At 64.7% G+C, this 14,187-nt stretch carries 17 protein-coding genes; 12 read left to right on the top strand and 5 right to left on the bottom strand.

Annotated features, from left to right (window positions below; genetic code table 11):
• The first annotated feature begins 21 nt into the window (after positions 1 to 21).
• Both infA and CO669_RS11835 read left to right on the top strand, forming a co-directional pair.
• Positions 22 to 309 (top strand): translation initiation factor IF-1, encoded by a 288-nt coding sequence (gene infA / locus CO669_RS11830; protein WP_008131890.1) that lies wholly within the window; start codon positions 22 to 24, stop codon positions 307 to 309.
• Positions 310 to 577: 268 nt separating this feature from the next.
• Positions 578 to 790, top strand: a complete 213-nt coding sequence (locus tag CO669_RS11835) for a cold-shock protein (protein ID WP_097659975.1) — start codon at positions 578 to 580, stop codon at positions 788 to 790.
• Between the two features lie 90 nt (positions 791 to 880).
• Here the strand turns inward: CO669_RS11835 and CO669_RS11840 are convergent, their stop codons facing one another.
• From CO669_RS11840 to CO669_RS11855, 4 genes are all read right to left on the bottom strand, one after another.
• On the bottom strand, positions 881 to 1,495 hold the full coding sequence (locus CO669_RS11840) for a TadE/TadG family type IV pilus assembly protein (RefSeq protein WP_097659976.1): 615 nt from the start codon (positions 1,493 to 1,495) through the stop codon (positions 881 to 883).
• A gap of 23 nt (positions 1,496 to 1,518) precedes the next feature.
• Positions 1,519 to 2,100 (bottom strand): TadE/TadG family type IV pilus assembly protein, encoded by a 582-nt coding sequence (locus tag CO669_RS11845; RefSeq protein WP_097659977.1) that lies wholly within the window; start codon positions 2,098 to 2,100, stop codon positions 1,519 to 1,521.
• A 202-nt stretch (positions 2,101 to 2,302) separates the two neighbouring features.
• Positions 2,303 to 2,800, bottom strand: a complete 498-nt coding sequence (locus CO669_RS11850; protein ID WP_097659978.1) for a pilus assembly protein N-terminal domain-containing protein — start codon at positions 2,798 to 2,800, stop codon at positions 2,303 to 2,305.
• 157 nt (positions 2,801 to 2,957) lie between these two features.
• On the bottom strand, positions 2,958 to 3,785 hold the full coding sequence (locus tag CO669_RS11855) for a sterol desaturase family protein (protein WP_097659979.1): 828 nt from the start codon (positions 3,783 to 3,785) through the stop codon (positions 2,958 to 2,960).
• Between the two features lie 267 nt (positions 3,786 to 4,052).
• Between CO669_RS11855 and CO669_RS11860 the strand changes: the two genes are divergently transcribed.
• From CO669_RS11860 to CO669_RS11900, 10 genes are all read left to right on the top strand, one after another.
• Positions 4,053 to 4,217, top strand: coding sequence for a Flp family type IVb pilin (locus CO669_RS11860; RefSeq protein WP_097660093.1), 165 nt, complete (start codon positions 4,053 to 4,055; stop codon positions 4,215 to 4,217).
• Between the two features lie 77 nt (positions 4,218 to 4,294).
• A complete protein-coding gene (locus CO669_RS35945) occupies positions 4,295 to 4,432 on the top strand; it encodes a hypothetical protein (RefSeq protein ID WP_174718668.1) in 138 nt (45 codons plus the stop codon).
• A gap of 119 nt (positions 4,433 to 4,551) precedes the next feature.
• Positions 4,552 to 5,076 (top strand): A24 family peptidase, encoded by a 525-nt coding sequence (locus CO669_RS11865; protein ID WP_097659980.1) that lies wholly within the window; start codon positions 4,552 to 4,554, stop codon positions 5,074 to 5,076.
• A gap of 125 nt (positions 5,077 to 5,201) precedes the next feature.
• Positions 5,202 to 6,002 (top strand): Flp pilus assembly protein CpaB, encoded by an 801-nt coding sequence (cpaB, locus tag CO669_RS11870; protein ID WP_198963966.1) that lies wholly within the window; start codon positions 5,202 to 5,204, stop codon positions 6,000 to 6,002.
• 11 nt (positions 6,003 to 6,013) lie between these two features.
• Positions 6,014 to 7,489, top strand: a complete 1,476-nt coding sequence (locus tag CO669_RS11875; RefSeq protein ID WP_198963975.1) for a type II and III secretion system protein family protein — start codon at positions 6,014 to 6,016, stop codon at positions 7,487 to 7,489.
• Between the two features lie 20 nt (positions 7,490 to 7,509).
• Entirely contained in the window at positions 7,510 to 8,244 is a 735-nt protein-coding gene (locus CO669_RS11880; protein ID WP_097659983.1) for a CpaD family pilus assembly protein, read from the top strand.
• Entirely contained in the window at positions 8,241 to 9,509 is a 1,269-nt protein-coding gene (locus CO669_RS11885; RefSeq protein ID WP_097659984.1) for a CpaE/TadZ family protein, read from the top strand. The genes CO669_RS11880 and CO669_RS11885 overlap by 4 nt, the downstream gene beginning before the upstream one ends.
• Positions 9,510 to 9,530: 21 nt before the next feature.
• Positions 9,531 to 11,000 (top strand): TadA family conjugal transfer-associated ATPase, encoded by a 1,470-nt coding sequence (locus CO669_RS11890; protein WP_097659985.1) that lies wholly within the window; start codon positions 9,531 to 9,533, stop codon positions 10,998 to 11,000.
• Positions 11,001 to 11,010: 10 nt separating this feature from the next.
• On the top strand, positions 11,011 to 11,988 hold the full coding sequence (locus CO669_RS11895) for a type II secretion system F family protein (RefSeq protein WP_097659986.1): 978 nt from the start codon (positions 11,011 to 11,013) through the stop codon (positions 11,986 to 11,988).
• Positions 11,989 to 11,997: 9 nt separating this feature from the next.
• Entirely contained in the window at positions 11,998 to 12,972 is a 975-nt protein-coding gene (locus CO669_RS11900) for a type II secretion system F family protein (RefSeq protein ID WP_097659987.1), read from the top strand.
• 68 nt (positions 12,973 to 13,040) lie between these two features.
• Here CO669_RS11900 and CO669_RS11905 read toward each other — a convergent pair whose 3' ends face one another.
• On the bottom strand, positions 13,041 to 13,871 hold the full coding sequence (locus CO669_RS11905) for a tetratricopeptide repeat protein (protein ID WP_097659988.1): 831 nt from the start codon (positions 13,869 to 13,871) through the stop codon (positions 13,041 to 13,043).
• Positions 13,872 to 14,187 lie beyond the last annotated feature (316 nt).

Consider the following 14,187-nt stretch of genomic DNA (forward strand, 5'->3'; position numbering starts at 1 on the left):
TCCACGACTGGAGACCCCCATATGGCTAAGGAAGAGCTGATCCAGTTCGAAGGACTGGTCACCGAAATCCTCCCCGACGCCCGCTACCGCGTGCAGCTCGACGCCGGACACGAGATCGTCGCCTATACCGCCGGCAAGATGAAGAAGAACCGCATCAAGACGCTCGCGGGCGACCGCGTGACGGTGGAGATGTCGCCCTATGACCTCGAGAAGGGCCGGCTGATTTTCCGTCACAAGGACGAACGTCCCAGCGGCGTGGGCGGACCGCCGCGTCCCGGTCAGCGCGGCGGCCAGTTCCGTCGCCGCTAACCCATCGCCGGCGCGCAGGCCTCCGTTGGAATTCCGATCTGTATGCGGATCCGCCGTGGACGTCACGGCGGATCAAAAATTCGTGCGCGCCCCGATTGTTTTGAGGCCGCAATTCCGATAAAAGGAAATTATCGATTTTCGGCCGGACGACATTAGCATCCACCGGTACAGCCGGTTCAGACACGCTGACGACCCTTCCAAAAATTCGATCCAACCGGCCCGCGCGAGCGGGCTCTGACATAGTGTTATCTGAGAAGGGACTACCCCCGTGAGCATGGGAACCGTGAAGTGGTTTAACGCGACCAAAGGCTTCGGCTTCATTCAGCCCGACGACGGCGGCCAGGACGTGTTCGTCCACATCAGCGCCGTGGAGCGTGCTGGCCTCGGCACGCTGCGTGAAGGTCAGAAGATCTCCTACGAGGTCGTGGCCGACCGCCGCTCCGGCAAGTCGGCAGCGGACAACCTCCGCGCCGCAGGCTGAACCCGTCGGGCCCCTGGCCCGATCGGCTCGCGAGAAAACAAGAAGGCCGTGCGCAACGCACGGCCTTTTTTCATGTCCCGCGCAAGGCTGTCAGCACGAGGACGGCACGCCGTTGTAGGGAACGCAGGCGACCTGACGCGGCCGCGTGTAGGACAGATCGCTCAACTGGATGCTCGACTTCAACACGTAGCCCACGGTCGGCTTGTAGGTGTAGCTGGCCTCGCTGAGGATCAGGTAGGTCGACGGAACGAGCAGGGTCGAGGGAATCTCGCTGGTCACCTTGTCGCCGGCCTTGCGCCCCGAGGTCGCCAGCGTGGCCTGCGTGGCGCCGCTCGCAATGGTGCCGGCCTTGCTCCACTTCACCGTGGCGATGCTGTCGGCATCGATATAGATCTCGGTGATCGCGCCTTTCACGAGAGACGCGTCGTACGGCATGATGATCGAGATACTTGCCGTAAACGAATTCTGCATGTCGGCATCGGCAAGCGTCGTCGACTGCGACGTCAGGTCGGACAGCGTCCGCGCAATCAGCGTGACCTTGCGATCGATCGCAATGGCCGACGAGAATTCGACCGTGCCGAAGAACATCACCAGCATCAGCGGGACGATGACCGCGAATTCGGTCGCCGCGAGCGCGCGCTTGTCGGCGAGGAAGTCGCGCACCGCGTCGCGGGCATTCCTCGGGAAATTCGCAATGGCCTGCATTGGCGTGCCCGGATTTATCCGCATCAGAAGGGTTCGTTCTTGAAGGCCGCGGTCGCCACCAGCAGCCGCTTGCTGCTGCAGCCGATGTTGTAGCCGAGGCCGGTGACGAAGAGCGGCCACTGATAGAACATCCGCACCACGACGACCTGGCTGGCGCTGCCGGGATTGTATTGCACGCCGGCGGGGTTGAAGCTGCAGGCATCGCCGTAATTGGGAAGGCTCAGCGCCGTGAAGGAGGTGGTGCTCACCACGTCGACGTAAAGCTTGCTGCAATCGAACAGCGCCGGGATCTGGGTGCAGACATAGGCCTTGAACGTCGTCTGGTCGCACGCCGAGACCACGTTGGGCGTCGTCTGGCAGGCCGCCACCGAGCCGCCTTGCGCCTGCGCCTGGCCGGTCAGAATGGCGCGCGCGGAAGTCTGCGTGACGGTTTCGAGCACCTGGCCGGCGAAGAACACCATTGCCGTCTCGATGATGGCGAACAGCAGCCCGAAGAAGATCGGAGCGACCAGCGCGAATTCGACCGCCGCGGAGCCGCGGCGGCTGCCACGAAACCGGCATAGCGCTTTGCGGAGCGTGAACCTGGTCGGTGGAGGCGATGGCATCGCGTCAAATTCCTGAGGCAGCGGCGATTATCTGCGATCAATAGCTAAAACTGATTGTTTAAGTGTTGCAGGCGATTCACGCTCCCCTAACGGCGCCGTTAAGGATGCGTTAACCGCACACGGCAGCGGGAGAAGACGACGCGCAGAGAGACGCCGCCCTGACGCGGAAGCGCCAGGGCGTGTTCAGACGCAGTCGATCCGGTCAGTTGGTCTTGGCGCCCGCGCCGGCGTTGCCGCTGGCACTGTTGCTCAGCGAACCGGCCTGGCTCATCGTGTTGTTGAAGTAGGCGTCGCTGTCGCCGAGCGTCACCCGACGCTGGCAAAGCGGCACGCAGCTGTAGGACTCGCGCTCGACCCCGCGATAGACCGTAACGAGCCGGTCGCTTGGACCTTCGACCTGGATCTGGCGGTCGACCAGGATCTCGCCGGCCCGGTCCAGCGCGATGAAATTGGTGGCCCCGTAGCCCTTGCCGGTCACGACGATCATGCCGCCGGGCTGGAGCGTGACGTCGGCGATCAGGGGATTGCCGACCACGATGGTCGCCACCTTGCCGGGCAGTCGCACCAGCTTGGCCTGGTCGACGCTGACGGCGATGGTATCGACTACGGGTTCGGCCAGGCCGGCCGCCGGCGATGCAAGCACAGCGGCGGCAACCAGAAGACAGACGCGCGCCTGACGGCGCAGCAGCTCTTTACGCATACTCTTACCCCCGGGACGTCACAAACCGGCAGAAGCGAACAGATGACAGCGGAGCCGGTGCCCGACCCGGCTAACCTGCCTTTAATTCATGAACGTTCCGCAAATTCGCCGGCGATTGTTTGAAGGGACTGGACATTTGCGTCCCCGAATTTCCGCCCTATTGGCGGAACGGATAGGCCAACTGGCCGCCGAACTCCCTCGGCATCGTGGCTTCGTCCTTGCCGTAATCCTGCGGCAGTTGCCCTTCCGGCATGCGGAAGGTGCCGAACAGCACGTCCCAGATCGGGAACGTACCGGCGAAATTGGTATCGCCGCCCTCCTGGAGCGAGGTGTGGTGCCAGCGGTGAAACACCGGCGTCGCCAGCAGGTATTTAAACGGCCCGAAAGTCCAGTTCAGGTTGGCGTGCACGAAGGCTGAATGGAAGGTGGTGAACGGGCCGAGCCAGATCATGACGTTCGGGGAAATGCCGGCCATCAGCAGCACGACGTCGACGCTGATCGTACCGAGCACGAGATTGACGGGATGGAAACGGGCCGCCGAAATCCAACCGATCTCCACCGACGAATGATGGACGGCGTGATACTTCCAGAAGCCACCGCCGTGAAACAGCCGGTGCACCCAATAGAGCATGAAATCCGACAGCACCAGGAACAGCGTGCCCTGCACCCACAGCGGCAGCTCCGACAGCGGACCGTGGCCGTTGTCGTAGAAGGCGATGAGCCCGTCGGCGTCATGGATGTTGAACACGACGCCCGCGCCGACGATCAGAAGTCCGATCCGCATCGTGCGGGCGAACACCGGTACGAAGAACCAATAGCAGATGTCGGTGATGATCTCCCGCTTGCGCCACCACGGCGCACCGGGATTGCAGGCCCAGAAATGCTCGAGCACGGTGAAGACTGCCGCGAGCGCGAAGGTGACGGGGATCACCTTGATGATGGTCTCGCCAATCATCAGGGCGACTAGCATGGGCAGGCTCGACATCGTCGCCTCTCTCCGCGGATTCCGTGCCCTTACGCGTACTCCGCTAGATTTAAGGGAGGATGAAGCCGCTGCCGCGCCGGCGGTGCATCTGGAACCGGAATGATTTGCAGCCGCGGTCTTAAGGCGAAATTCACTCTGCACCAAAGCATCGCGCCAGAGCCGGGTTTGCTCGATCGAATTAACCCCGCCGAAAGAGCTCGGCTCTCATGGTCATCGGGTCAAAGACGGCGCCGAACGAGGCGATCCCACCCAGATGGAGTTTTGTTCATGAAGAACTTGATTGCACGTTTCGCGAAGGATGAATCCGGCGCCACCGCCATCGAATACGGTCTGATCGCCGCCGGCATCGCGCTGGCCATCATCACCGTCGTCAACAATCTCGGCACCACGCTGAACACCAAGTTCACCTCGATCAGCTCTTCGCTGAAGTAAGCGGGTCCACGGACGACGGCAAAAGCCCCGGACCTCCGGGGCCTTTGTTTTTCTGAAGACGGCGAGTTCCAGTGGCGTTGCGCAAGTACAGTACCGATGCCGCAGTCGCGGCAAACGAGGCAGGGGCGCAGGCCGCATCGCCGGTCTATTGGGTCTGCCTTGCCTTGCTGCTTGCAACGGTCGCGCTCGCCGCGCGCATTGCCAGCCTCTGGTGAACACGCGCTCCGCCGGCTTCGGCCTGGCCCTTCGGCCCGTTGTCGGTTTGTTTAGCACTGCGGGCTAGCATCCGGCGACGCCAGTTCCCGCGGCAAACCCAGGCCTCAAGACGCAGCCCATGATCCTCGACCTTGCGCGCCTTCTGCTCTTCCCGGCCCTGATGGCGTTCGCCGCCGCGAGCGATCTCTTCACCATGACGATCTCGAACCGGGTGTCGCTGGCGCTGGTCGCAGGCTTCTTCGCACTTGCCCTCGCCGGTGGAATGGCACCTTACGAGGTGCTTGCCCACGTCGGTGCCGGGGCGCTTCTCCTGGTCGTGGCCTTTGCCTGCTTTGCGATGGGCTGGGTCGGCGGCGGCGATGCCAAGGTTGCTGCCTCGGTCGCGCTCTGGTTCGGCTTCGCGCAACTGATGAACTTCCTGCTCTACGCTTCGCTGTTCGGCGGCGCGCTGACGCTGCTCCTGCTCCAGTTCCGACAATGGCCGCTGCCCTACGGGCTGGCTGGTCAGGCCTGGCTCGCGCGGCTGCACGCCAAGGAGAGCGGCATCCCCTACGGCATCGCGCTCGCGATGAGCGCGCTGATGGTCTACCCGGAGACCGAATGGGTGAAGGCGATCGACCTCGCCCACCTCGCGCTGCGCTGAACGCACGGGTAACCCTGCGTTAAGGCGATTTAGATACGCCTCATTAACCATGCTTTGACGAATAGCTGGTCAACTGCCGATTACGGCGGCGGCAGCGTCGCGGCGTCTTGTGGAAAGTGAAGCGTATGAATAGGGCACGCATTGTCGTCCTGACGGTCGCCATCTGCGCCGGCGGCGTCGCCGCGTACCTGGCGAGCGGCTCGGACAATTCGGCGCCCCCCCCAGTGGCTCCGGTCGCGCAGCTTCCCACCGTCGACGTTCTCGTGGCCAAGAACGACATCGGGCTCGGCCAGACCGTGAAGCCGGAAGACGTGCAATGGCAGACCTGGCCGGCTGCGACCGCCAGCGCCACCTTCATCCGCCGCAACGAGCGTCCCGAGGGCGCGACCCAGGTCACCGGTTCGATCGCGCGCGCCCCCTTCATTCAGGGTGAGCCGATCCGCGACCAGAAGCTGGTCAAGCCCGAAGGCTCCGGCTTCATGGCGGCGATCCTGCCGACCGGCATGCGGGCGATCTCGACCGAGATCTCGCCGGAGACCGGTGCGGGCGGCTTCATCCTGCCCAACGATCGCGTCGACGTCCTGCTCACACGCCGGCTGAAGAATCCGGACCAGGCCAACGGCGCCCCCGACATCGTCACCTCCGAGATCATCCTGTCCAATATCCGAGTCCTGGCCATCGACCAGGCGCCGAAGGAGAAGGACGGCCAGAACGCGGTGGTCGGCAAGACTGTCACCCTCGAGCTCAATCCCGCGCAGACCGCAACGCTTTCCGCGGCCCGCCAGAGCGGCACGCTGTCGCTGGCGCTGCGCAGCATCGTCGACATCAAGATGAGCGAAATCACGCTCGATGAGTCCGCACAGAAGCGGGACGGCATTTCGATCATTCGCTACGGCATTCCAAGTCAGACGGCGAAAGCACGATGAAGACAGTCGATATGAAGAACAGGGTGAATTTGACGACGCTGCGAACCTCGATGGTTCGCGCCCTGTCGTTTTCGGCCGCTCTCGCGCTGGCGCTCAACCCGGTGCTGACCCCCGTGGTCGCCGCCGATTACCGCCCCGTGGCGCCGGCCGCGGCGGACGGCCAGATGAACGCGCGCTTCCTCTCGCTCGGCGTCGGCAAATCCATCGTGATCGACCTGCCGCGCGACATCAAGGATGTGCTCGTCGCCGATCCCAAGATCGCCAATGCCGTGGTCCGCTCGGCCCAGCGCGCCTACATCATCGGCGCCACGGTCGGCCAGACCAACATCGTGTTCTTCGATTCCGCCGGTCAGCAGATTGCGGCCTATGACATCGCGGTCAAGCGCGACCTCAACGGCGTGCGGGCCGCGCTGAAGCAGGTCCTGCCCAATTCGGACATCCAGATCGACGGACTGGGCGAAGGCGTCGTCCTGACCGGCACCGCGGCGAACCCGCTGGAGGCGCAGCAGGCCAACGATCTCGCGGCGCGCCTCGCCGGCGGGTCCGACAAGGTGCTGAATTCGATCATTGTGCGCGGCCGCGACCAGGTCATGCTCAAGGTGACGGTGGCGGAAGTCCAGCGCAGCATCGTCAAGCAGCTCGGCATCGACCTCACCGCCAACCTCAACTACGGCACATCGGTGGTGAGCTTCACCAATTCCAATCCGTTCACGGCGCTCGGCAAGAACCTCGTCGACGGCAACAACCTGACGACGAAGTTCGGGGGCGCGCCGACAGTGCAGGCCACCCTGCGCGCGATGGAAACCGCGGGGGTGATCCGCACGCTGGCCGAACCGAACCTGACCGCGATCTCCGGCGAATCGGCGACGTTCATTGCCGGCGGTGAATTCCCGGTCCCGGCGGGCTATGCGTGCGACCCCACCACGCATGTCTGTACCACCCAGATCAGCTTCAAGAAGTTCGGCATCTCGCTCAACTTCACACCCGTGGTGCTGAGCGAAGGCAAGATCAGTCTGCGCGTGATGACCGAAGTCTCCGAGCTGTCGAACGAGAACGCGATTACGCTGTCGCAGGCCGTGACCTCGACGTCGGTGAACTCGCTGACCGTGCCTTCGATCAGGACCCGCCGCGCGGAGACCTCGCTGGAAATTCCCTCCGGCGGCGCCATGGCGATGGCCGGCCTGATCCAGCAGCAGACCAAGCAGGCCGTCAGCGGACTGCCGGGACTGATGCAGCTTCCGATTCTCGGCACGCTGTTCCGCAGCCGCGACTTCGTCAACAACGCGACCGAGCTGGTCGTGATCGTGACGCCTTACGTCGTTCGCGCGGTGGCACCGAAGGACCTGTCGCGACCGGATGCCGGGTTCGCCCCGCCACCGGATCCGCAAGCCCAGCTGATCGGCAACATCAACCGCCTCTACGGCGTGCCCGGCCGGACCGAACCGGCCAAGAACTACCGCGGCACCTACGGCTTCATCACCGACTGAGGCGGAACGGGGACTTCACGATGATCACAAGACCACCCCAGCTTCGGAAAGGCGCCGCCCGCCTCGGTGGCGCGCTCGTCGGCGTGACGCTCGCGCTCGGCGGCTGCCAGCACAACGAGGTCGTCACCGCCTCCATTCCGGACGACTACAAGCAGCGCCATCCGATCGCGATCGAGGAGCAGAACCGCTCGATCGTCGTCTTCGTCGGCCATGCGCGCGGCGGATTGACCGCCGCCCAGCGCGCGGACGTGATGGGCGTCGCGTCGGCATGGTTGCACGAAGGCACGGGCGCCATCCGCATCGACGTACCGTCCGGCACGCCCAATGCGCGCCCGGTCGCGGATACGATGCGTGAAATCCAGGCGATGCTGGCGGGCGCAGGCGTTCCGCCGCGCGGCGTCAACGTTCGCCCCTACCAGCCCGACGACAAGCGCTTCCTGCCGCCGATCCGGCTCACTTATTCCAAAATCGCCGCGGTCGCGGGGCCCTGCGGCCTGTGGCCGGAGGACATCGGTCCTTCGATGAAGAACAAGAGCTGGTTCGAGAACAAGGACTATTACAATTACGGCTGCGCCTATCAGCGCAATCTCGCCGCCATGGTCGACAATCCGTCGGACCTCGAGCAGCCGCGGCCCGAGACACCTTCCTACACGATACGGCGCACGGCAGCCTTCGAGAAGTATCGCAAGGGAACATCGACGGCAGTCACCTATCCTGAGGCCGACAAGGCCAAACTCAGCGACACCGGCAAATGATCAGCTACGCCCGCCAGACACACGACGAGCAGCCGGATGCAGCTCCTCCGCCGGTCGAGGAGCATATTGCGCCCGCGCCGCGCGTCTCGGTCCAGGCCTTCTGCGAGACCGTGGAGACCGCGGCCGCGGTCCAGTCGGCCGGCGAGGATCGCCGCCTCGGCAAGGCCCATCTGAAGATTCAGATGGGCGGCATGGCGGCTGCGATCGAAGCCTACCGCTCGGCGCCCACGCCGAACGTGATCGTGCTCGAAAGCGACGGCCGCAACGATCTCCTGAGCGGGCTCGACCAGCTCGCCACCGTCTGCGATGCTGGCACCCGCGTGGTCGTGATCGGCCGCATCAACGACGTCATGCTCTACCGCGAGCTGGTGCGCCGCGGCGTCAGCGACTACGTGCTCTCGCCGGTCGGCGCGATCGACGTCGTGCGCTCGATCTGCAACCTGTTCTCGGCACCGGAAGCCAAGGCGGTCGGCCGGATCATCGCCGTGGTCGGCGCCAAGGGCGGCGTCGGGGCCTCCACCATCTCCCACAATGTCGCCTGGGCGATCGCCCGCGACCTCGCGATGGATGCCGTCGTCGCCGATCTCGACCTCGCCTTCGGCACCGCCGGGCTCGACTACAACCAGGATCCGCCGCAGGGCATCGCCGACGCCGTGTTCTCGCCCGATCGCGTCGATACCGCCTTCATCGACCGCCTGCTGTCGAAATGCACCGACCATCTCAGCCTGCTGGCGGCGCCGGCGACCCTCGACCGCGTCTATGACTTCGGTACCGACGCCTTCGACGCCGTGTTCGATACGCTGCGCTCCACCATGCCCTGCATCGTGCTCGACATTCCGCATCAATGGTCGGGCTGGACCAAGCGCGCCCTGATCGGAGCGGACGACATCCTGATCGTGGCCGCCCCTGATCTTGCCAATCTGCGTAATGCCAAGAACATGTTCGACCTGCTGAAGGCCGCGCGCCCCAACGACCGGCCGCCGCTCTACTGCCTGAACCAGGTCGGCGTGCCGAAGCGGCCCGAAATCGCCGCCGCGGAGTTCGCCAAGGCGATCGAGAGCCAGCCGATCGTCTCGATCCCGTTCGAGCCCCAGATCTTCGGTTCGGCCGCCAACAACGGCCAGATGATCGCGGAGATCTCCGCCAACCACAAGTCGATCGAGATGTTCCTTCAGATCGCCCAGCGCCTGACCGGCCGCAGCGAGACCAAGAAACAAAAGTCGTCCCTGCTTTCACCCCTGATTGACAAGTTGCGGGGAAAATAAGCCGCCGCATGGAGTTGTTAAGTGTTCGGTAAGCGTAGCGGAACAGACACCGACCTTCGGGCGCCCAAGCCCGGCGCCGTGTCGCCCGAGCCTGCCCAGGCTCCGGCGCCGACGGTGTCGCGCGCCCCGCCGCCGCCGGCTGTCGCCTCGCCGCCGCTTGCCCCTGTCAAGGCTCCGCCGCCCCCGCCGATGGAGAGCCGGCGTTCGGACAATTATTATGAGGTCAAGGCCACCATCTTCGGCGCGCTGATCGAGGCGATCGATCTCGCCCAGCTCGCCAAGCTGGACTCGGAATCCGCGCGCGAGGAAATCCGCGACATCGTCAACGAGATCATCGCGATCAAGAACATCGTGATGTCGATCGCCGAGCAGGAAGAGCTGCTCGACGACATCTGCAACGACGTTCTGGGTTACGGTCCGCTCGAGCCGCTACTGTCCCGCGACGACATCGCCGACATCATGGTCAACGGCGCCAACACCGTCTACATCGAGGTCGCGGGCAAGATCCAGCGCACCGGTATCCGCTTCCGCGACAACCAGCAGCTCCTCAACATCTGCCAACGCATCGTCAGCCAGGTCGGCCGGCGCGTCGACGAATCCTCTCCGATCTGCGACGCGCGCCTCGCCGACGGCTCCCGCGTCAACGCCATCGTGCCGCCGCTGTCCATCGACGGCCCGACGCTCACCATCCGCAAGTTCAAGAAGGACAAGCTGACGCTCGATCAGCTCGTCAAGTTCGGCGCGATTTCCCCGGAAGGCGCCGAGATCCTCCAGATCATCGGCCGCGTCCGCTGCAACGTGTTGATCTCCGGCGGTACCGGCTCGGGCAAGACCACGCTGCTCAACTGTCTGACCAATTACATCGAGCACGACGAGCGCATCATCACCTGTGAGGACGCAGCCGAGCTCCAGCTCCAGCAGCCCCATGTGGTGCGGCTGGAAACCCGTCCGCCCAACATCGAGGGCGAGGGTCAGGTCACCATGCGCGAACTGGTGCGCAACTGCCTGCGTATGCGCCCCGAACGCATCATCGTCGGCGAAGTCCGCGGACCCGAGGCGTTCGACCTGCTCCAGGCCATGAACACCGGCCATGACGGCTCGATGGGCACCCTGCATGCCAACAACCCGCGCGAGGCCCTGTCGCGCTGCGAATCCATGATCACGATGGGAGGCTTCTCGCTTCCCTCACGGACCATCCGCGAGATGATCTGCGCCTCGATCGACGTCATCGTCCAGGCGGCGCGCCTGCGTGACGGCTCGCGCCGCATCACCCACATCACCGAGGTGATGGGCATGGAAGGCGACACCATCATCACGCAGGACATCTTCCTCTACGACATGGTCGGAGAGGACGCCAACGGCAAGATCATCGGCCGTCACCGCTCGACCGGCATCGGCCGGCCGAAATTCTGGGAACGCGCCCGCTATTACGGCGACGAAAAACGCCTTGCCGCTGCGCTGGACGCGGCGGAAGTCGCGCCGAAGACGTGAGCAGATCGCCATGAAGATGCAGGTCCTCGCCCTCGCGTTCCTCGCCACCGCAGCGGTCGGCGGCATCGCCTGGGTCTTCCTCTATCCGCTGCTGTCGGGGGAGCGAAAGGCCGAAAGCCGACGCGCCTCGATCTCGCGCGCCGAGGCGCCCACGACGCGTCAAGCCGAGAAGACCCAGCGCTCGCGCCGCGAGCAGGTCGAGACCACGCTGAAGGATCTGGAGGCGCGACGCCTGCAGGAAAAGAGCGTGCCGCTCACCGTGCGCCTGTCGCAGGCGGGCCTCGACTGGGCGCCGCAGAAATTCTGGATCGTCTCGGCCGTCGTCGCCGCCGCGTTCTTCGCGGTCGCCCTGTTCGCCGGCGGCGGGCTGATTGGCGCTGTCGGCCTCGCCTTTGCCGGCGGCTTCGGCCTTCCGCGCTGGGCGCTGAGCTTCCTGAAGAAGCGGCGCGAGACCAAGTTCCTGGCGGCGCTGCCGGACGCGGTCGACGTGATCGTCCGCGGCATCAAGGCGGGCCTTCCACTGTTCGAGTCGATCAAGGTCGTCGCGGCGGATTCGCCCGAACCGCTGCGCAGCGAATTCCTGGCGATCATCGAGACGCAGGCGATCGGCATGCCGCTCGGCGAGGCCTGCTCGCGGCTCTATGACCGCATGCCGCTGCCGGAGGCCAATTTCTTCGGCATCGTGGTCTCGATCCAGCAGAAGTCGGGCGGCAACCTCTCCGAAGCGCTCGGCAACCTCTCCAAGGTGCTGCGCGACCGCAAGAAGATGAGAGAGAAGATCCAGGCGATGTCGATGGAAGCCAAGGCCTCGGCCGGCATCATCGGCTCGTTGCCGCCGATCGTGATGTTCCTCGTCTATCTCACGACACCGCAATATATCTCGCTGCTTTGGACTCACCCCACCGGCCAGCTGATGCTGGTCGGCTGCGTCGTCTGGATGTCGATCGGCATCATGGTGATGAAGAAGATGATCAATTTCGATTTCTGACGGTGCCGTATGGTCGAATTTCTCGTTGCGAAGCTACATGACGTCCGCTTCATGACCATGATGCTGGCGGCCATTGCCGCCAGCGCCACCGTCTATACGCTGGTGATGCCGCTGTTCGCCGGCGAGGGGCTCTCAAAGCGAATGAAGGCGGTGGCGAGCGAGCGCGAGCGCATCCGGCAGCGCGAGCGAGAGCGCCTGCACAAGAGCGAAAAGGTCACGCTGCGCCAGACGCCGAAGCAGATCGTCTCCAAGGTCGTCGAGGACTTCAACCTCACCAAATGGCTCGCGCAGGAAGCCGCGCGCGACAAGCTCATCATGGCGGGTTACCGCGGTCAGGCGCCCTACATCACCTTCCTGTTTGCCCGCATGGTCGCTCCGATCGTGCTGTTCGTCGGCTCGATCGTTTATGTGTTCCTGATCGCGCATATGGAGCAGTCGATGCCGATCAAGATCGGTATCTGCATCGGCGCGGCCTATCTCGGCCTCCAGGCGCCGATGCTGTTCCTGCGGAACGCGATCTCCAAGCGCCAACTCTCGATCAAGCGCGCCTTTCCCGACGCGCTCGACCTGCTGCTGATCTGCATCGAGTCAGGCATGTCGGTCGAGATGGCGTTCCGGAAGGTCGCCACCGAAATCGTGGGCCAGTCGATCGCGCTGTCGGAGGAGTTCACGCTCACCACCGCCGAATTGTCCTATCTGCAGGATCGCAAGGTCGCCTACGAGAATCTGGCCCGGCGTACCGGGCTCGAAGGCGTCAAGTCGGTGTGTCTGGCGCTTCAGCAGGCGGAACGCTACGGCACCCCGCTCGGTCATTCCTTGCGCGTCATGGCGCAGGAGAACCGCGACATGCGCATGACGGAAGCCGAGAAGAAGGCCGCCGCCCTGCCGCCGAAGCTGACGGTGCCGATGATCCTGTTCTTTCTGCCCGTGCTGTTCGTCGTCATTCTCGGGCCGACCGGCATCAAGATCACCGAGATGCAGTAACGGGAACGCAAGGCGTGAGCCGCGCTGAAATCCGCGCGCGGCCTGCAAGAATGCAAGATGAGGTTTGATCAGTCGTGCTGGCTGAGCGCGGCGACAGGCGTCCGCTTCGGCGGGCCGCGCTGACTGTCGTTGCGGTTCAGCATGTCCTTGAGGTAGGCGACATTGGCCGCAGCCTGATCCGGCGGCAGATCTGCCTTGACGATGGTCTCGGCTTCCGCGAAGCGGCCCTGGAGACCGACGACCAGGCCGAGATTCTGCCGCACCCGGCCGCTCGCACGCGGTGAGGCATAGGCCTGCCGCAGCGCTTCTTCGGCCTTCGGCAGGTCTCTCGAGAGCATGTAGGACAGGCCGAGATTGGAGAGCACGCCAGGATCACCCGGGGCGATCTTGAGGGCGGTCGTGTAATAGGAACGCGCCTCCTCGTGACGGCCCATCTGGTCCAGCGCAGTGCCCTGCACCGAGAGCAGGCGCCAGTCCGGATTGTCGGGCGAATGCGCCTTCGACAGGACGTCGTAGGCCTGCTGGAAATTGCCGTTGTCGGCGAGGGCGCGGCCGTACTGGGCGAGCAGCGCCTTGTTGCCGGGATTGGCTATGGTCGCCTGCTCGAGCACGGCGACGGCCTGGGCCCGCTGGCCGTTGGCGCGCAGCGCCTGACCATAGGCGAGTGCGGTGTCGGCATCCTTGGGATTGGCGCGGTAGCGCTCGCCATAGACCTCGACGGCGCGCACCGGATCGGTTGGCGCGCGATCGGCCGCAGGCGCCTCCGCGCGGGGGCCTCCGACCGAACCCGTGACGTCGGAGAGTTTCGACATCGCCGTGCAGCCGCCGAGGCCCATGGCCACCGCCGCGACCATCGACGTGGACGCAAGAAGCCGGGCAAGACTGAACCGTTGACGCATGACGCTTTGACTCTCGAGCCGATTGATCGAGCCGAACGCGCCAGCAATAGACTGTTAACCCTAACGGCCGGTTAACGCCCCTGCCCGGCAGGTCCCGCAGCAATTGCTGCCTTTGTCGCGCCCGCCGTCGAGGGTCGACGCCGTCGCCTGGCGGGGCCGGCAGCTGGCGCAGGACGTCATCACGGTCGCCCAACCGCCTGCCACGGAATTCATCCAGCGGCCTGCACGCGCCGCGCGCGAGATCGCGCGGCGCAATAGTGCCGCAACCGCAGTGCCAGTAAAGCACCTGTGGCCATGCTCTCGTGAACGGCAGTTC

The sequence above is a fragment of the Bradyrhizobium sp. Y36 genome (genome assembly GCF_002531575.1).
GTDB lineage: Bacteria > Pseudomonadota > Alphaproteobacteria > Rhizobiales > Xanthobacteraceae > Bradyrhizobium.